Below are 17,544 nucleotides of genomic sequence, written 5' to 3'. Positions count from 1 at the left end.
CTGTGATCCTCTAACCCCAAGGACCACCATGTCTCCTCAGATCCCGAACCTTGTCCTTTCAAACGGCAAAGCGATGCCCCAGTTCGGATTCGGCACCTTCAAGATCAGCCCCGAGGACACCTTCGACGCGGTCTCCTCTGCTTTGGAGCTTGGATACCGGCACATCGACACCGCGCAGATGTATGGAAATGAGGTTGAAGTCGGGCGCGCAATCGTAGAATCGGGGATTCCGCGCGAGCAGATCTTCCTCACCTCGAAGCTCAACAACCGTAATCACGAGCCTCAGGCCGCGCGCGATTCCTTCAAGCAGAGCCTCGAAGACTTGCAGAGCGATTACGTGGATCTCTTCCTCGTTCACTGGCCACTGCCCGGACTCTACGAGGGGAATGTCGCCCTGCCGTGGCCGGTGCTCGAGGAGTTCTACGACCTGGGTCAGGCTCAAGCGATCGGTTTGTCGAACTACCAGGCATCGCACATCGACGAAGTCCTCAAAGTCGCTTCCGTTTCTCCGCATGTCCTGCAGATCGAAGCCAACCCCTACCTGCCGAATAATGCGCTCCGCGACTATGCGCGCTCCCTCGGCATGACGATTGAAGCCTGGTCCCCTCTGGCGCGAGGCCGCGCGACATGTGATCCGATCCTGGCCAAGATCGGGGCCGCCCACGCCAAGAGCGCCGCCCAGGTCGCACTCGCCTGGGCACTGCAGCGCGGGGACGCGGTTTTCCCGAAGTCCTTGGACCCTGCGCGCCAGTTGGAGAACCGTGAGGCCGTGGGCCTCGAGCTTTCAACTGAGGAGTGCGCCCTCATCTCCTCCCTCGACGAGGGCGAGGCCGGGCGCACGGGTTCCCACCCCGACACAATGAACCGCCTCTGAGCGTCAGCGCAGATCACAAGCGAATACTCTTTTTTTGCTCTCTGCTGGTGTGAGTCTGCGCCTGTCCAGCAGTGGGACGGGGTGGGAAGTGAGGTCCTTTCCGCGCTAGTCTTTCGCGCATGTCCGATCCTCAGGCTCTTGACCAGATGCTCGCCACCCTCTCCCCCACACCCCAGGGAGAGTACGTTTTCGCCCTCGTCGATGAGGTCCCTGCCGGCACACATCCTTTCGCAGTGATCCGCGATGATGACATGCTCACCGTCGTCCTTGAAAAATCCGAAGCCGAGGCCGTGGGCCTGCCCGTGGACAAGACCTACGCGCACCTCTCCCTCGGTTTGCAGGCTGACCTCGACTCGATCGGTGTGACCGCAACTATCGCGCAGATCCTCTCGGCGCGTTCCATTGTCGCGAACCCGATTGCCTGCGCCCGTCACGATCATTTCTTCGTCCAGGCGGATCGCGCCGCCGAGGCCGCTCAGCTGCTCATTGAGCTGGGGAAGAACGCTCGCGGCTGGCTGCCTCACAACTGAGCGCCTGTCTGCCCCACAACTCAGCACCTGCCCGTCCCAGAACCGAGGCTTTGCTTTCCCCACACGCGAGGGGACTTGGCCACGCCTCTGCCCCACCAGAGTTGGCGGAATTGGCCTGCCCACAAGCGAGGGGAGTCGGTGCCGCCCTCGCGACTCGTGTCCCAACAGGTAGGATGGAGGCATGGCAAAGGAGCTCTCGCGGACGGATCGCGCCATTATGCGACTCGCAGACGGCACGGTCAAACAGCACAACCTTCTCACCGGAACCGAGGTGTGGACCGTCCCAGGGCGAGGCAACCGCCCTCTATCGGTCCCACACCCCGATCCTTTGCCGATCGACCATTCACGCGACGGCCACCACTGCGCCTTCTGCGATGCCCGCTACCTTGAGACCCCACCGGAGAAGTCACGTCTCGTCATTGACGAGGACGGGTCCTGGCGCGAAATCGCCGGGCTTCCGGCTGAACGCCTTTCTCAGCAGGTAGCGGAGTTCAGGCGCATCCCGAACCTGTTTGAGATCGTTTCCTACAACTATTGGCATCTCAATCACGGGCACATCCCCTCCGAATCCGAGCATCGTCGTATGGCGGAGTACCTGGCCTCTCCCGAGGGCTACGAGCACATCATGCGCGTTGTGAGGGCCCGTATGCTCGCCTCGGGTGTTTCCGCCGAAGAGTTCGAAGCGATGGGGGATTCTCAAAAGCTTCAGCAGGCCAATGGCTTCTTCTCCGGCGGCCATGATCTGATCGTCGCTCGCCGCCACTATGTCGATGGTGCGATGGATACGACCGCGCTCGCAGGTTCGGGCACTCTCACTCCCGAGGAGCACTACCAGTACACGGCCTTCACGGCGCGCACAATGAATGAGCTCTACGGTCTCGATGAGCACGTCCGCTACGTCGCGACCTTCCAGAACTGGTTGAAACCCGCGGGAGCCTCCTTCGACCACTTGCACAAGCAGCTCGTCGCGATTGACGACTTCTCCGTTCAAACGGAGGCGGAGCTCAATCGCTTGCGCTCCCAACCCGGAATCTACGATGAGATCCTCAAAGTCGCTGCGACCCGTAAGCTCCTCATCGCGCAAAACGAGCATGCCATTGCAATGGCCGGTTTCGGCCACCGTTTCCCGGGGGTCGCGATCTGGCCCCTGTATTCTCCGAAGAACCCCTGGGAGCTCTCCGAAGAACAGATGCGTTCCGTCTCCGACCTGCTGCACGCAATGCACGCTGCCACTGGCGTGGATGTGCCCTGCAACGAGGAGTGGTACCACCGTCCTCCCTCGGTGCGCACTCCGATGCGCTTCAGGATCCTGCTCAAGTGGCGCATTTCGACGCTCGCGGGTTTCGAGGGCGGGACTCGTATCTACCTCAACACCATCGACCCGTGGAATGTCGTCGACAAGCTCGTTCCACGTCTTCTGGAAATGCGTGAGGCCGGCACGATCGCTCCGATGAAGATCGGCAAGGAGTGCCGCGTCAGCCCGGAGATGCTCTCAGACTGAAGAGTCTGGGATTTTCCCGGGGCTCGTCTCGATCTCAGCCGTTGCTCGCCGCATCCCATTGGGCGAGCGCGTCCCCAGTATTCTTGATCGCCGTCTCATCAAGGATGAGGGCATCAGACTTGGGCGTGAGGAACCAGTGCGCCGGAGTGTTCTCCACGGCCTGAGGATCCAGGGGATACGCGACTCCCGCCTCGGCGAGTGCATGCTGGCCCGACCAGGTGAGCAACCAGGTCATGAACGAAGTCGCGCCCTTCTCATTCGCAGCATCTGCTGCGGGGGCTGCATAAAGGTAGCGTTGCACACAGCTCGCATCAAGGGCTTGGGCTGCGGCCTCGACCCCCGTGTTCGTGGTGGAGCGCATGATCGCGCTCATCGGGGCGATCATGAGCGGACGCGACGGCTGCGCATCTGACTGGGGCGGTTCGAGAGCAGTCCACGAGGAGTTCGCCTCCTCCTGCGAGGCGATGAGAGCTCCCCCGGCCCTCATGTCGAAGGCCCACTGTCCCATGCCTTCACCGAGTTTCGCGCGTGCGCCCGCGATGAAGAGAGCGGAAGGTGAAAAGTGGTCCGGGTCCGGGAACGCCAGCAATTGGGCATGATCCGTGCTCGCGAGCATTTCGATTCCGCTTGGCATTGAGCGCCTATTCGCCGACATCCAGCCCCGGTCTGCCAGGACGCACACGTCGTCCCTGCCATAGGCGAGTTCGGAGGCCACCCCCTCAACCCCGGTTCCTTCAGGGACGAGGTCGAGAGCGGGTGTTGTGCCAAGGGCGGAGCCCGCCTCGAAGAGGTCATTGGCTCCCAGACCGATCACCGCGTCCACTCCGAGTCCCAAGATGTGCGAAGCGGAGGCCACTTCCTTCTGTTCAAGGGTGAATCCTGTGTACGTGTGGAAAGCTTCTTCAACTGAGGCGGGAAGCCTTTGGCCCTCCATTACGGCGAGCTTCACGCTGCCTGAGCCTTTCAGGGGCTCTGGTGCTCCCAGGCTCCCCTCGGAAGCGGACTGCGATGCTTGCGCGCCCATCCCGTTGGGTTCGATCGGTTTGTCGAAGGGGTCAACAGACTCGTATGAGGGACTGACTGCCGGGGTACAGGCCGCAAGGAGGATGCACGCGGCAAGTCCAGCTCCGATCATGATCGGTCGGCGAGTCGATTCCATCAGAACTCCTTTGGCGTGGCGGCGAACAGTGGATAGTTTAGGCCGGAAAGCACGCTTCGGTGGACCTGCGCAGTTTCCTGTCATGCGGCATGATGAAGCAGGTATGAACTGTGGTGCCCGTTGGTCCGGGCCCTTTCCCTTGTCTCAGCCTAGGAGGAGATCATGGAGGATCTTGGTTGGAAGCTCGCGAGCGCGGGCGTGATGGCGGTTTCGGCGCTCGCTGCCGGCAAGATCGTCGAAGTCGCGTGGAAAGCCGCGACCGGCAGGGATGTTCCGCGCGAGGACGATGACGAGGCCGCTTTGATCTCCCTCATTGTGTTCGCCGCAGCCTCCGCTGCGATTGGCGCGGTTGCAGAGCGTTATGCCTTCCGTGCTGCGAAGAAAATGAACAGCCGGAGGCTGCGCGAGTCGAGAAACTGGGGATGAGGGCAAGGGGTCCTGCAAGGGGGAGGGGTTTCAATCCCAGGAGGACTTGAGCTCTCCCCGTCGGCAAGGACCCCGCACTTAAGGAACCGACCCTGCGGCGCGGAGGGGGTTACAACGACAGGTACGGGAAAAAGGGCGCGAGATCCGTTCGCTCCCCCGAAGCTTGGATTCGCCCATCAGAAATGGCGTCCTCCCAGCTCAAGCACCCCGTGACGAGGGAGAGCCACACCTGCATCGAGGTTTCCACAACAGCGGGAGGTGTGCCCCGGCGGTGAGTCGTTCCTGGGAGGATCTGGACCGCACCCGCCGGGGGGACTCGGACTTCGACGGCTCGCCCAGGATGCAAAGCGCCGAGTTCCTCCAATGAAAAGCGAACAGCGGTCAGCATGAGTGCGCGCTCAGTGTCCTCTCCTTCGCGCGCCCATGTGCGAAGTGCTAATAGGCCTTCTTCGGAGCTGATCCGGCGTTTCGACATGCGTAAATCCTAAAGGCAGCCAATGATGGAGGACGAATACAGGGGGTCCCGGATAGCCGAGGAGGGCTTTCACCTGGCAGACTCTAAGCACGGCAGTGCTGCCTCTTCCCCAGAGGTGCCACCCCCGGTGCTCTTCTTTCAGAAAGGTCCCACTACCAGGAGAAACCAGCTGAGGAACACCACCAGCCTCGTTCAGCGTCTTCTTGTGAAGCACAACGCCGGAGAGGCCGAGGACCTGCATTCGCCTCCCCGCTCAGCAGACTTCTCATCCATCCGTGTTTTCTCCTGGTGAGAGGACGCGACACCGACTCAAGGAGGGCCATGAAGAAGGCTGACCACCTACAGACGAAGTGCGATCTTCGGCCGTGGGAGCGTTTCCTCGTTTCCGGTTCCGTCCTCGACACCCCCGAAGCACGAAACGGCAACTGGGACCCGGAGGTGTTGAAGGAAGTCTCCGGGGTGGATCGCATCGGTTCGCTCGCTGTCAGGCACACCGCCTACATTGAAGCGCTCGACGAGTTCGCTCAGGAGGCGAGCCCCGATGTTCTGCGCCCCAACTCCTGGGGTATCGCATTCGGCCACCGCCTGAAAGAAGCTTTGGAACACCGCTGTACCCTCTGGCTGTCTGTCGTGTCCGCCGATTCTCTCGATACTCTCGAAGACTTCATTGGGAGTGAGCTCATCCGTATTGCCGGGCCGATGCGCGCCGACCAGAAGATCCCGATCGCCCTCAACCCGGTTGCGCTCGTCACCGCATGGTCTGAGAATCCTGAGAAGGCTCATTACCTTCGTCATGTTCTGCGCAATGCGGATACTTTGCGTGCCTCGCATCGAGCGATCGCAGCACTGCGGCGCGCCCAGGTCCGTATCCGCGAGCGCTCTCGTCTTGCCCGGCTCATCATTGATCCCCGATTCGTCGCCTATTTCGTCGTGTTCGTCTACTCATCGCTGAGGGCGCTGCCCGTCGTCCTCGTTCCGGGTTTCCACGGGCGGGTCTGGGTCTTGTGGCTGATCGACATCATCACGGCGATTCCCTATACCTGGGGTCTTCTTGCTCTTGTAGCGGGGAGGACCTTCTTCACGCGCTTTGCCGGGCTCATTGTGACGATCGTGACTTTTGTGTCGCCCTACGTCTATTTCTGGATGCACGGTAAGAACTATCCGCCGGGTGTGACGGCTTTTGTGGTCGCAATGATTGTCGGCGCAATTGCTCTGGAGGGGATCCGCTGGTTGCGGGACCGTCTGGTTGCACGGGGGCTTCGCGAGGGGCGCTGAGCGTCAGGCTTGTGGGGCGGTGAATCCGATTCATCGCGGATGCGATCATTCGGACCCCGGGGAATTACTCGTCGTCGCGACCGCGGATCGTGCGGAAGATGCCGCTTAACAAGAACCATGCTGCAGAGACCCAGAAAACAACGAGCGCCCACACTGGAGCGAAAGGATGCATCCACACGAGGACGGCGACGGCCCCGATCCAGGTTCCGGTCGCAATGAGGTTCACCATCCGGTAGCGCCTCACCCGCATGGGATGCGTGTAGTGCAGGGGAACCAGAGTGAGGACCGCCAAGATGATGGTCGCCGCAATGTTGAACCACACGGGAGTGTGGAGGAGGTACATCGCGAGAGCAACGACATTCCACGCAGCGGGGAAGCCCACGAAGTACGAATCATTCGATTTCTCCCCCGCATTCGCATAGCAGAACACCGAGGATACGACGGCGACAACGGCGGCGATGAGCCCAATGGTCTTCGAGCCGAAAGGCAAGTAGAGGTACATGAACATCGCCGGAAGGAAGGTCCAGGTGATGTAGTCGACGACATTGTCGAGGACACCGCCGTCGAACCAGGGCACGACCTCTTTGACGCGGAAGTGACGGGCCAGAGTCCCATCGACCCCATCCACAATGAGGGAAATCAGGAGCCAGAACCACATCCATTTGATCTCTCCTTCCACGAGGGCGATGGCCGCGAGCATCGCCCAGGCGAGACCTGACATGGTGAAGGCGTGTACAGCCCAAGCGGCGATTTTCTCCGATGCGGATGGCGCTGCAGGGTTGAGGGTGGGCTCAACCTGGGGTTGCGATGCTGTCTCCGCGTTTTCGCAAGGCGTGGACATGAAGGAGTCTCCTGATGAGTCTGGATGAACTGGACTCTAGTGTGCGCTAAGAAAACAAGAATCTCGAGGACTTAAGGCTGGTGGGCGAAGAGAATCAGGGAATCCCCTGAGAGGGCTCGGGCTTTGAGTCCGAGCCCTCAAGTCACGGGCCGTAGGTTTCACGGCCTCGCAAAGGAAGGAGCGTGTGGGCTCCGCCTCGCAGGTCCTATCTCGCAACAAGCGGTGTCCCTCGACTATCCCCCAACAAGCGACGTCCCCCGAATGGGCATCTGCCGTGCGCGGGTGTGCGCGCCGCACAGCAGCGCGCACACCCCTCGAACAGATGCGCTCGAAACACGCCCTCCACCCCTCCCCCGCCCTGAACAGACTCAGGCTGGACTCCTGAGCGATGTCGAGGCGAGAAAGGCAGGGCGATCAGAAACGATCCCTCAGTGCCGCTTCAGAGGCGGCTCGAAGCTCCCCCAGATCAGCGATCCAGGGCTTTTCTCCCTCTCCGAGCAGGTCCGTGCCGAGAACGGCGAGCAGCTCGCCTCCGCTCGTGCCGATCCTCGTCGCCCGCACGCCCTCGGCCTCGGCAGCCGCGTACACGGCCGGAAGTGCGGCTTCATGAACGGCGATGAGAGCGCGCCCCTGGGACTCAGAGAAGAGCATTTCGAAGTCGCCCAGGCCCGATATGCCCGCCGCCTCACTCAGATCGAAAGACCCGCCGACGCCGAAACGCAGGCACATGTCGACGAGGGACTGCGCAAGACCACCATTCGACAGGTCGTGCGCGGCGCGAATGAGCGGACGGCCCTGAGGGTCATCTGCGGCACTGAGGGCGCGGACCACGTTGCCGAGGGCGACCTCGGCGCTCAGATCGACCTGCGGGGGAAGGCCGCCGAGGTGGCCGTGACGGATGCGCGCCCACGCGGAGCCGTCAAGCTCATCGCGGGTATCGCCGAGGAGAACGACCGCGAGCCCCTCCTCCGTGAAACCCGAGGGGTTCGCGCGGCTGACATCCTCCATGATTCCGAGCATGCCGACGACGGGAGTCGGGTTGATCGAAGAGTTTGGGAGGTTCTTCTCCGTTCCAGAGGAGTTGTAGAGCGACACATTACCGCCGGTGACGGGAATGCCGAGTTCGATGCAACCATCAGCGAGGGCCGTCATCGCGGTGACGAGCTGCCACATCGCATCCGTGTCCTCAGGATTACCGAAGTTCAGGCAGTCAGTGATGGCGACTGGTTCCGCGCCGACGATCGCCACATTGCGGTAGGACTCGGCGAGCGCCTGCTTCGCGCCCATTGCCGGATCGAGTTTCGTGTACCAGCCGTTCGCGTCCGTCGCCAGAGCAACCCCAAGACCACTCTCCTCGTCAACACGTACGACGCCCGCGTCGTCGGGCTGTGCGAGGGCGGTGTTGCCCTGCACATAACGGTCGTATTGGTCGGTCACCCACGCTTTCGACGCCTGGTTGACATCCGTGAGGACACTCATGATGTCTGCGACGAGCTCTTCGGAGGAGGAAGGGCGGGCAAGCGCGGCGGAAGTATTGGCCTGGAGTTCGTCTTGCCACAGCGGGCGGGCGTAGGGACGGTCGTAGACGGGGCCCTCATGGGCGACGGTCTTCGGGTCCACGTCGACGATGCGGTGACCGAAGTGGTCGATGGTGAGGCGACCATCGCCGGTGAGTTCGCCGATGATGGAGGCCTCAACGTCCCACTTGTCGATGATCTCGAAGAAGTGCTCCTCGTCCTCGGGAGTGACGATCGCCATCATGCGTTCTTGGGATTCGGACATGAGGATCTCACCGGCGGTGAGGCTCGGGTCGCGCAGGAGGACCTTCTCGAGGTCAACGTGCATCCCTGAATCACCATTGGAGGCAAGCTCCGAGGTCGCGCAGGAAATGCCCGCAGCTCCCAGGTCCTGGATGCCCTGGACGACCCCGGCTTTGAACAGGTCGAGGCAGCATTCGATCAAGACCTTCTCCATGAAAGGGTCGCCGACCTGCACGGAGGGGCGTTTGGCGGGCATCCCATCTTCGAAGGTTTCCGAGGCGAGGATCGAGGCACCGCCGATGCCGTCACCGCCGGTGCGAGCACCGAAGAGGACGACGAGGTTGCCTTCACCGGTCGCGTTGGCAAGGTGAATGTCCTCGTGGCGCAAAGTCCCGACGCATAGGGCGTTGACGAGGGGGTTGCCCTGGTAGGAGGAGTCGAATTCGGTTTCCCCGCCGATGTTAGGCAGGCCGAGGCAGTTGCCGTAGCCGCCGACGCCGGAGACGACACCGTGGACGACGCGAGCCGTGTCCGGGTGGTCGACGGAGCCGAAGCGGAGTTGATCCATGACGGCAACGGGGCGCGCACCCATGGAGATGATGTCACGGACGATCCCGCCGACTCCGGTCGCAGCCCCCTGGTAGGGCTCAACGAAGGAGGGGTGGTTGTGGGATTCGACTTTGAAGGTGACGGCCCATCCGCCACCGATGTCGACGACTCCGGCGTTCTGGCCCATGCCGACGAGGAGGTGGCGTTTCATCTCTTCGCTGGTGCGCTTGCCGAATTGTTCGACGAGGTGTTTCTTCGATGACTTGTAGCTGCAGTGCTCCGACCACATGACGGAGTACATGGCGAGTTCAGCGTTCGTGGGGCGACGATCGAGGATTTCAACGATCCGCTCGTATTCATCGGCTTTGAGTCCGAGTTCCTTCCACGGCATCTCTTTGGAAGGTGTTGCGGCGGCGTCCTCGATGGTGTCGGGTAGTTCGCGGGGGGCGGTGGGGACGAGCTCGGCGGTCATTTGCGTTCCGTTCCTTTTCGGGCTCAACGCCCGGGGTTCCTTGGGTCTATGCGGTGTGCCCGCTGGTGTCGACGGATGCCGGGTCAGCGAAGGAGGCTAGCCAGGACGGACTGGAAGATCCCCAGGCCCTGCGTGCCTCCGTGGCCGAGGTGGGCGCCGGAAGCGTCAACGCTAAGCGGCCCGAAACCGGACTCGATGGCGTGCTCGGGGTGGGGCATGAGGCCGACGACATTGCCCGCATCGTTCGCGACTCCTGCGATGTCTTTGGCCGAACCATTGGGGTTGCCCTCCATGTAGCGGAAGACGACGCGGCCCTCGCCCTCGAGGCGTTCGAGTTCTTCGGGGCTGGCCTGGAAGTTACCTTCGCCGTTCTTGAGGGGGACGGTGATGAGGTCACCTTGTGTGAAGGACTTGGTCCACATGGTGTCGCTGTTCTCGATGCGTAGAACCTGGTCGCGGCACAAGAATTTTTGGTGGTCGTTGCGGATGAGCGCGCCGGGCAGGAGGTGGGCTTCGCATAGGACCTGAAAGCCGTTGCAGATGCCGAGGACGGGCATGCCTTTCCCAGCTTGTTCGATGATTTCCCTCATGACGGGCGCTGTCGCGGCGATTGCACCACAGCGCAGGTAGTCGCCGTAGGAGAAGCCCCCGGGGATGATGACCGCGTCGACTCCATGCAGTTCGCTGTCCTTGTGCCACAGGGCAATGGGCTCGCCGCCAGCGAGGCGCACTGCGCGCGCCGCATCCTGGTCGTCGAGGGTGCCGGGGAAGGTGATGACTCCAATGCGGGTCACTTGGCCTCCTCCTCTGGGAGGGCCTCAACGCGCACGACGTCCTCGATGATCGGGTTCGAGAGGACCTCTTCGGCGGCTGTGCGGGCCTGAGCGAGGAGCTCTTCGGTCACTGGGCCTTCAACGCTGAGGTGGAAGCATTTGCCCTGGCGGACCGAAGTGAAGCTCGTGATCCCGAGCCTGGGCAGCGCTGATCCGACTGCTTTGCCCTGGGGGTCCAGGATTTCCGGCTTCGGCATCACTTCCACGATGATTCGCCCCACGGCGTTCCTCCTTGGTCGGGCGGGGCCTTTCGCCCCGCCATCGGGTGCTGCTTTAAAGTTGCGGTTCCTCGCCGGTGAGGCGACGGAAAGCTTCGATGTAGCGCTCGCGGGTCGCGGCGACGACCTTCTTGGGAAGAGCGGGGGGCTCTTCGCCCGAGTTTTTGTCCCACCCTGATTCTTCGGAGGTGAGCCAATCGCGGATGTATTGCTTATCGAAGCTGGGGGTGACGCGGCCGGGAGTCCATTCATCGGCGGGCCAGAAACGCGAAGAGTCGGGGGTGAGGATCTCATCTGCGAGGACGAGGGCGCCGCTTTCGCGGTCGAGGCCGAATTCGAACTTCGTGTCGGCGATGATGACTCCGCGTTCGGCGCCGATGCGGCGCGCCTTCTCGTAGAGGCGGATGGAAGTGTCACGAAGGCGGGTGGCAAGTTCACCGCCGACCATGGTGCAGGCGCGTTCGAAGGAGATGTTCTCGTCGTGTTCGCCGAGTTCCGCTTTCGCGGCGGGTGTGAAGATCGCTTCTTCCAGGCGGGAGCCTTCTTGGAGTCCTGCGGGGAGGGGCAGGGAGCAGACGGACTGTGATTCTCGGTATTCGACGAGGCCGGAGCCCGTGAGGTAGCCGCGGACGACGCATTCGATTGGGATCATGTCGAGCGCTCGTGCGACGACGGCTCGCCCTTCGACGGCTTGAGGGACACTCAGGGGGTCGGCGGGGTCGAATGATGTGGAGAGCAGGTGGTTGTCGATGACGGTGTCGAGGCGTTTCATCCACCAGATCGCGAGTTGGTTGAGGATTTTGCCTTTGTCCGGGATCGGGGTGGGGAGGATGAAGTCGTAGGCGCTGATCCTGTCCGAGGTGACGAGAAGGAGGCGGTCGGGGGAGGATTCGCTTCCGTCGCCGATTTGGCTTTCGAGCTCGCTTCGGCTTCCAGGTGCGACCTGGCTTTCGGATGCAGTCGGGCTTGCGAAGCCGGACTGATTTCCTGGCCCGCTTTGGCTTCCTGGTGCGTTGTGGCCGTCCTGGGAGTCGCCCCCGTGGGTAAGGTCCGGGCTTTTCGTGAGCTCCGAGGCCTCGGGGACCTTTGAGCCCTTAGGGAGTCTCGTCCCCTCGGGAATGTAAATGTCGCGCACCTTCCCGGAGGAAACGTGGACCCATCCGGGCAGTTCGCGTGCGCTCATCAGATTCCTCCGAGTCTCTTTTCAGTTCAGTTCTTCAGGTCCGAGCCGACACTCAGGTCCAGTTCTGCGGGCCAGGTCGCGATATCGGATCGGTGGTGTTCTCCGGCGAATGAGATCTGCTTGACGCCCTCGTATGCGAGGGCGCGCGCGGCTTGCACTGTGGCGGCGCGCCCCACGACGTTGAGGACGCGGCCTCCCGAGTTGACGAGGATCTCTTTCGCCTCGGGGCCGCTCCCCGCCGGGACGAGGGCGCCTTCGGGGGAGACGGTTTTCCGCGAGGTGCCGGCTTGGATGACGTGGATGCCGGGAATTGCTTCGGCCTTGTCGATGCCTGTGATCTCATGGCCGGTGTCGCTCGGTCCGGGATAGCCGCCTGAGGCCATGACGACGGTGACGGCCGCGTCAGTGGACCATTGGGGGGCGGGAACCTGATCGAGGGTGCCAGTGGCCGCGGCGTGGAGGAGCTCGACCAGGGGCGAGTCGAGACGTTCGAGGACGACCTGGGTTTCCGGATCGCCGAAACGGACGTTGAACTCGACGACCCGAATGCCCCTCGAGGTCATTGCGAGGCCGCAGTAGAGGAGACCGACGAAGGGGGTATTGCGTTTCGCCATGGCGTTGACGGTGGGTTGGGCGACGGAGCGGACGACCTCTTCAACGACGCCCTCGTCGAGCCATGGGAGCGGCGAGTAGGCGCCCATGCCGCCCGTGTTCGGCCCCGAGTTGGCGTCGCCTGCGCGTTTGAAGTCTTGCGCGGGAACGAGGGGGACGACGCTTGTCCCGTCGCACAGGCAGAAGAGCGAGACTTCGGGGCCGTCGAGATAGTCCTCGATGACGACGGCGCCGTCTTCGCGTTCGAGGCAGGATTTCGCATGGGCGCGAGCCTCTTCCACGTTGTGGGTGACGACGACTCCTTTTCCTGCCGCGAGGGCATCGTCTTTGACGACGTGCGGGGCACCGAGCTCTTGGAAGGCTGTGTCGACTTCGTTCATGTTTCGACAGGTGAAGGAGCGCGCGGTTGCGACCCCGGCTTCCGCCATGACGTCTTTCGCGAAGGATTTTGAGGCTTCGAGGCGGGCCGCGTCAGAAGTAGGACCGAAGCAGGGGATGCCCGCAGCTATCAGGGCGTCGGCGACTCCGGCGACGAGTGGGGCTTCTGGGCCGACGACAACGAGTTCTACGCCGTGGGCTTTCGCGAGCGCGAGGACTTCGTCGGGCTCCGTCGCGGTGAACGCGAAGGAGTCGCCCAGGGTTTCGAGGCCGGGGTTTCCGGCTTGTACTGAGAGCTGTACGGGGTGCTCGGCGTTGGAGGTGCGGACAAGTGCTCGGGCGAGGGCGTGTTCACGCCCTCCGTTCCCCACGAGAAGAACCTTCACATCTTCAGCCTAGCGGTTCTGAGTAGTTCCTCGAAGTCCCATCTTGTGGTGAAGACCACTCGTGGCCTCGGCGCTGAGCTTCATTCAGGCGGGAGAGCGCCGCTCCCCTTCAGCGTGCGCGCTTTCGGGAAGACGACGAGTATCCAGAACGCCAGATGTAGCCTCCGATCAGCACGACTCCCCCTAGCAGACCTACGGCCCACCACGGGAAGCCGGGGATCTCCGGAGTGGCGCCCGCCGCGTCGAGGTCCTTCTGCGGCGTCGGATAAATCCGCTCACCGGTGATGAGGATGCGCTGCGTGTTGATCCCGAGCGGAGTGCAGGTCACGAGGGTCGCCAGGTCGCGGCCGGGTTCTGCGCGCAGTGCCTCGGTCTCCTCGGGCTCGACGACCTTCTTGTCGAAGACCCGGTAACTGAGGACCTCCCCGAACACTTCGAAGGTGAAGGTGTCTCCGATGTTGACCTTGTCGAGATCGGTGAACATGCGCGCCTCAGCGAGCCCACGGTGACCGGTGATGACCGTACGGTGCCCCGCCCCGCCAACGGGCAGTGAGGTGCCCTCCAGGTGCCCTAGGCCCATGAGCAGGGTGTCGTCGGCGGTCCCGTGGTAGATCGGCAGGTCGATGTTCGCGACGGGAACCTTCAATCGAGCCATCAGGCCCGTTTCGTTCGCAGTGAGGATCGAGTTGTAGTCAAGACTTCGATCGTCGGAAGTGCCCTCACCCGTGGGGACATTCGTATTCGCCTCCAGCACGGCCCCGACGCTCAGGGCATCGTTGTAGCGTGCGGCGAGTTCAAGCTGTTCGTTAGCCGAAGGGTCGGCGCGCTCGATCTCTCCCTCGTAGTCGGCAATGAGCTGCGACTGGTTGTATTGGACGATCCACGCGGAGATCGACGGATACAAGAAGAGCAGCATTCCCGCGAGGCCGAGGAGTGAGGGGATCAAGGAGAGGGGCGAAAAGCTCCATTTCCGAGAAACCTTCGAGCGAAGGGGGCCGGGGGAACTCGCCGAGACTGCAGGCGGTGCATCCTGCTCGGGAGCCCTGCTTCCTGTTTCAGGCGTATGAGTCATAGCGCAGCAGCGTTGGGGGGGAGTCCCGGTCTGCGGACTCCCCCCAATCGCGTCATGCCTTCCGTTTCTTGTAGCGCTTGATGGCAGCGCCGGCTCCTAGGGCGCCCAGGCCAGCGATGATGCCGCCGATCACGTATCCGTCAGCACCGAATCCGCCTGTCAGCGGGAGTCCGGGAATCCGCTGCTTCTCGTTGGGGATCGGGTCGAAGACGAAGTCGAGTGAGTCCTGACTGATCTTGAAAGTCCGCTGCGTCTTATCGAGTCGGTAGCCTGCGGGTGCCTTCTTCTCCATGAGGGTGTAGAGGTTCGCACTCCAGGGCAGCCCCTTCACCGCGAAGGAGCCTGCGGCGGGGTCCGTGTCGTAGTAGGTGGCGTCGGGGGCCTTCGGGCACTGATTCGCTGAGGCTGCTTCGCAGTCTGCGATGGTCACAGGAGAAAGCAGTGCACCGCCGCTGATCGTCCATTCCGAGCCGGAGAGAAGCTTGGAGGTGTCCGATGCGTCGACCTTCTTCCACGTCACGGACCCGCTCTTGCGCTTGTTGACGATCACTCTGTCCAAGCTGACGTCCAAGGTGGTCGGCGTAATCTTCGGGAAGGTGAAGCTTTCGGTGCTCAGCTCATAGCCGGCGGGCGCACTGGCCTCGCGGATGGTGTAGGTGCCCCACTTGAGGCCCTCGAGTTTGAAGGAGCCCACCGCGGGATCCTGATCACTGTAGGGCAGGGTGGAACAGGGGCTGGCGGTGCAGTCCTTCACCTTGGGATTGCCGTGAACATCGGGGCCGATAAGATTCCAGCTGGTCCCACCCAGGGGGGTGACGCCGTCGACATCAACCTTCTTCCAGCTAATGGATCCAGGTGTCCCGGTGTTCGTGATCGTGCACAGAACGCGGTCGGTGTTGTTAATGAGGACTTGTGCCCGACCATTGGTCGTGGTGCCAGGGATCGAGGAGGTGTAGTTCTCCCCCAGTGTTCCCGGAGCCTCTTCGCATGTCCATTGCCCTGATTCATAGGCGATGCCAGCGGGGTTGGAGGTGGTCTCCGCGATGTCGTTGTATCCGGGGAGCACTACCCCGGGCGCACCCGTGGTGCCCTGGCCGCTCACAGTGTAACCATTGGCTCCACCGGTGAGCGTCCACTGGTCGGCGGCCAAGCCACTGACTTCGCCGGAGGCGTACTTGTCATCAACCTTCTTGACCAGTTGCAAGGTGGGTACGCGCACATCGATACGGTAGTCCTCGACTTCACCGGTGGCGGTACCGCCAATGGGGCGCTGTCCGTCGCCGTTATTGTCGTTCGTGATGCGCAGTCGCATGTAGGTCGCGGTGCCGGTACCGTCCTCGCCTTCCACGGAGCGCGCGACGTCGGAAGGCACGGTCCATGACAGAGTCACCTCTCCGGATGCGGTGCAAGCGTTCTCGTCGGACTTCTCAGCGTCATCGAAGACGCCATTGTGGTTCCAATCGATCCAGCCGGCGACCTTGCCGAAGCCTTCGCACTTGACGTTCTCGGTGTGCGTGGCGCCGGGCCGGGTACGGATGCCTTCTGCGGGCACGACGAAACCGTCCTCGTCGTTGGTCCCGCCATTGTTGTCGTCTCCAAGAGCGTCGGCGCTGAACAGCTGCTCCGGCTCTGCGTCGATGCTCTCTCCGAGGCGGGGCGAGCCCTTCTCCATGTACATCTCGGCCTGGGGGGAGACTTTGAAGAGGTCGGTGGTCGCCCGGACCTCGCCTCCGTGCCACGAGGGTTGGAAGAGGGAGGAGGCGACGCCATAGGATTCAGGAGCGTCGCCGAAGTCGGTGGCGACGACCAGGCCGAGCGCGACTGCGGAGTATCCGGAGCCTTGCAGGGTAACAGTTGCGGAGGTGGCGCCCTCCATGAACATGACGGCATCGGGCCCGCCGTGTCCATTGGGCCTGGAATAGCTGCCGCCTGATTGGTAGACGCACTCCTCATCGGAGGGCATGAGGCGCAGCGTACGTGACGCGTTCGATAGAATCCCGTCTGTGGTGACCTGCTTACCGGTGTACTTACTGATGCATGTCTCGGAGCGCAAGGTGTCGAGAACTCTCCAACGGACGGGCTTGTTGCCCGAGGTCGTCTTCACTGTGGCCTCGACCCACTCGTCCGCCCATTCGTCTTTCGCCCAGTCCACGATGCCGAAGCGCCGGGAAGAGGCCTCCGCGTCTGCGAAGACAAGGCCCTGGATCGGCACATTCGTGATGGTGCCGTCGTTGCCGTGGATTTCTGCCTTGCAGCTGTAGTCAACGCTAACGCGCGCGGCGTATCCCGTGGGGCGGTGGTCCGTCGATTCGTTCCACGGCTTGCCGTCCCAGGCGTTGGACCCGTTGTAGGCGTAGCCGTTCGCCAGGCCGATCACCATCTGGTTCTTGTTGACGTAATCCTTGGGGTACGTAAGACCGCTGTGCCAGACCTCGGAGCCATCGCTCCACGAACCGGGTCCGCCGACGTTGTAGAGGTTGTCCAGGGCGTCGCCCGCCCAGGCACCGGGAATAGTCGCGACCAGGGGCCCCTTGGCCTGGGCCGTGGAGACATCAAGCGCGTGTCCCAGGTGCGTGAGGTTCGACAGGGTGCAGGTGGTGACCAGGCTCCCCGCGTCACCGAGGTCCCGGTAGTTCACAAAGTCTTTAGGTCCCTCCCCGTAGTCGAGGACGGGGACGTTGGGCTTGTCGACACCTTTGAATTGCGTGTCGTAATCGGCCCATTGAAGCCATTGAATGGAGTCCTTGAAGCGTCCGGAACCGCCGGTCGCGAAGGTTGCGGGCAGTGCGCCCTGGGGGGCCCTGTCGGGTACTGCTTGCGCCGCTTCGACTGTGTCTGCCAAGACTGGTGCGGCGCAGAGGGCCGTGCAGACCACGAAGGCGACCGCAAAGCGCGCGAATCGTCGAGCGCGTGGCTGTGGACGGACGTGCTGGGACACTTCAACTCCAATTACTAGGTTTCGCGAGAATCGCCATTCAGCATGTGCTTTCAGCGATGCGC

The 17,544-nt window shown here is 62.6% G+C and carries 16 protein-coding genes; 6 read left to right on the top strand and 10 right to left on the bottom strand.

Annotation, left to right across the window (positions count from 1 at the left end):
- Positions 1–28: 28 nt before the first annotated feature.
- The 3 genes from FFA61_RS00660 to FFA61_RS00650 all read left to right on the top strand — a co-directional run bounded on the left by FFA61_RS00660 (position 29) and on the right by FFA61_RS00650 (position 2,905).
- Positions 29–874, top strand: a complete 846-nt coding sequence (locus FFA61_RS00660) for an aldo/keto reductase (protein ID WP_005962431.1) — start codon at positions 29–31, stop codon at positions 872–874.
- A 119-nt stretch (positions 875–993) separates the two neighbouring features.
- Complete coding sequence (locus FFA61_RS00655) at positions 994–1,404, top strand: ACT domain-containing protein (RefSeq protein WP_005962432.1); 411 nt, start codon at positions 994–996, stop codon at positions 1,402–1,404.
- A gap of 181 nt (positions 1,405–1,585) precedes the next feature.
- Complete coding sequence (locus FFA61_RS00650) at positions 1,586–2,905, top strand: DUF4921 family protein (protein WP_005962433.1); 1,320 nt, start codon at positions 1,586–1,588, stop codon at positions 2,903–2,905.
- 34 nt (positions 2,906–2,939) lie between these two features.
- Here FFA61_RS00650 and FFA61_RS00645 read toward each other — a convergent pair whose 3' ends face one another.
- Complete coding sequence (locus FFA61_RS00645; protein ID WP_005962434.1) at positions 2,940–4,064, bottom strand: hypothetical protein; 1,125 nt, start codon at positions 4,062–4,064, stop codon at positions 2,940–2,942.
- 162 nt (positions 4,065–4,226) lie between these two features.
- On the opposite strand from FFA61_RS00645, the gene FFA61_RS00640 reads away from it, so the two are divergent.
- Positions 4,227–4,490, top strand: a complete 264-nt coding sequence (locus FFA61_RS00640; RefSeq protein ID WP_005962435.1) for a DUF4235 domain-containing protein — start codon at positions 4,227–4,229, stop codon at positions 4,488–4,490.
- 109 nt (positions 4,491–4,599) lie between these two features.
- On the opposite strand, the gene FFA61_RS00635 is transcribed toward FFA61_RS00640, so the two are convergent.
- Entirely contained in the window at positions 4,600–4,965 is a 366-nt protein-coding gene (locus FFA61_RS00635; protein ID WP_005962436.1) for a sterol carrier family protein, read from the bottom strand.
- A 22-nt stretch (positions 4,966–4,987) separates the two neighbouring features.
- On the opposite strand from FFA61_RS00635, the gene FFA61_RS00630 reads away from it, so the two are divergent.
- Both FFA61_RS00630 and FFA61_RS00625 read left to right on the top strand, forming a co-directional pair.
- Positions 4,988–5,257, top strand: a complete 270-nt coding sequence (locus tag FFA61_RS00630; protein WP_005962437.1) for a hypothetical protein — start codon at positions 4,988–4,990, stop codon at positions 5,255–5,257.
- A 29-nt stretch (positions 5,258–5,286) separates the two neighbouring features.
- Positions 5,287–6,240 (top strand): hypothetical protein, encoded by a 954-nt coding sequence (locus tag FFA61_RS00625; RefSeq protein WP_005962438.1) that lies wholly within the window; start codon positions 5,287–5,289, stop codon positions 6,238–6,240.
- A gap of 64 nt (positions 6,241–6,304) precedes the next feature.
- Here FFA61_RS00625 and FFA61_RS00620 read toward each other — a convergent pair whose 3' ends face one another.
- From FFA61_RS00620 to FFA61_RS00585, 8 genes are all read right to left on the bottom strand, one after another.
- Positions 6,305–7,081 (bottom strand): CDP-alcohol phosphatidyltransferase family protein, encoded by a 777-nt coding sequence (locus FFA61_RS00620; RefSeq protein ID WP_005962439.1) that lies wholly within the window; start codon positions 7,079–7,081, stop codon positions 6,305–6,307.
- A 414-nt stretch (positions 7,082–7,495) separates the two neighbouring features.
- Positions 7,496–9,862 carry a phosphoribosylformylglycinamidine synthase subunit PurL gene (gene purL / locus FFA61_RS00615; RefSeq protein ID WP_005962440.1) on the bottom strand — a complete coding sequence of 789 codons (2,367 nt, stop codon included), beginning with the start codon at positions 9,860–9,862 and terminating at the stop codon, positions 7,496–7,498.
- A gap of 83 nt (positions 9,863–9,945) precedes the next feature.
- Positions 9,946–10,656, bottom strand: a complete 711-nt coding sequence (gene purQ, locus FFA61_RS00610; protein WP_005962441.1) for a phosphoribosylformylglycinamidine synthase subunit PurQ — start codon at positions 10,654–10,656, stop codon at positions 9,946–9,948.
- Positions 10,653–10,916, bottom strand: a complete 264-nt coding sequence (gene purS / locus FFA61_RS00605; protein ID WP_005962442.1) for a phosphoribosylformylglycinamidine synthase subunit PurS — start codon at positions 10,914–10,916, stop codon at positions 10,653–10,655. The genes purQ and purS overlap by 4 nt, the downstream gene beginning before the upstream one ends.
- Positions 10,917–10,968: 52 nt before the next feature.
- Complete coding sequence (locus tag FFA61_RS00600; RefSeq protein ID WP_005962443.1) at positions 10,969–12,096, bottom strand: phosphoribosylaminoimidazolesuccinocarboxamide synthase; 1,128 nt, start codon at positions 12,094–12,096, stop codon at positions 10,969–10,971.
- A 26-nt stretch (positions 12,097–12,122) separates the two neighbouring features.
- Complete coding sequence (gene purD, locus FFA61_RS00595) at positions 12,123–13,472, bottom strand: phosphoribosylamine--glycine ligase (protein WP_005962444.1); 1,350 nt, start codon at positions 13,470–13,472, stop codon at positions 12,123–12,125.
- A gap of 109 nt (positions 13,473–13,581) precedes the next feature.
- On the bottom strand, positions 13,582–14,418 hold the full coding sequence (locus FFA61_RS00590) for a class C sortase (protein WP_040313562.1): 837 nt from the start codon (positions 14,416–14,418) through the stop codon (positions 13,582–13,584).
- 178 nt (positions 14,419–14,596) lie between these two features.
- On the bottom strand, positions 14,597–17,482 hold the full coding sequence (locus FFA61_RS00585) for a CshA/CshB family fibrillar adhesin-related protein (RefSeq protein ID WP_005962446.1): 2,886 nt from the start codon (positions 17,480–17,482) through the stop codon (positions 14,597–14,599).
- Between the last annotated feature and the right edge of the window lie 62 nt (positions 17,483–17,544).

The organism is Schaalia cardiffensis F0333 (assembly GCF_005886435.1).
In the GTDB taxonomy this organism is placed as follows: Bacteria; Actinomycetota; Actinomycetes; order Actinomycetales; family Actinomycetaceae; genus Pauljensenia; species Pauljensenia cardiffensis.
The sequence above is the reverse complement of the archived record's forward strand: the minus strand, read 5'-3'. Positions and strand labels throughout refer to the sequence as shown.

Excerpts from the sequence above, each read along its gene's own strand:
- FFA61_RS00600 (WP_005962443.1), bottom strand. The coding sequence starts at position 12,096 with ATGAGCGCACGCGAACTGCCCGGATGGGTCCACGTTTCCTCCGGGAAG.
- FFA61_RS00655 (WP_005962432.1), top strand. The coding sequence starts at position 994 with ATGTCCGATCCTCAGGCTCTTGACCAGATGCTCGCCACCCTCTCCCCC.
- FFA61_RS00630 (WP_005962437.1), top strand. The coding sequence starts at position 4,988 with ATGATGGAGGACGAATACAGGGGGTCCCGGATAGCCGAGGAGGGCTTT.
- purL (WP_005962440.1), bottom strand. The coding sequence starts at position 9,862 with ATGACCGCCGAGCTCGTCCCCACCGCCCCCCGCGAACTACCCGACACC.
- FFA61_RS00620 (WP_005962439.1), bottom strand. The coding sequence starts at position 7,081 with ATGTCCACGCCTTGCGAAAACGCGGAGACAGCATCGCAACCCCAGGTT.
- FFA61_RS00660 (WP_005962431.1), top strand. The coding sequence starts at position 29 with ATGTCTCCTCAGATCCCGAACCTTGTCCTTTCAAACGGCAAAGCGATG.
- FFA61_RS00645 (WP_005962434.1), bottom strand. The coding sequence starts at position 4,064 with ATGGAATCGACTCGCCGACCGATCATGATCGGAGCTGGACTTGCCGCG.
- FFA61_RS00640 (WP_005962435.1), top strand. The coding sequence starts at position 4,227 with ATGGAGGATCTTGGTTGGAAGCTCGCGAGCGCGGGCGTGATGGCGGTT.
- FFA61_RS00650 (WP_005962433.1), top strand. The coding sequence starts at position 1,586 with ATGGCAAAGGAGCTCTCGCGGACGGATCGCGCCATTATGCGACTCGCA.
- FFA61_RS00635 (WP_005962436.1), bottom strand. The coding sequence starts at position 4,965 with ATGTCGAAACGCCGGATCAGCTCCGAAGAAGGCCTATTAGCACTTCGC.
- FFA61_RS00625 (WP_005962438.1), top strand. The coding sequence starts at position 5,287 with ATGAAGAAGGCTGACCACCTACAGACGAAGTGCGATCTTCGGCCGTGG.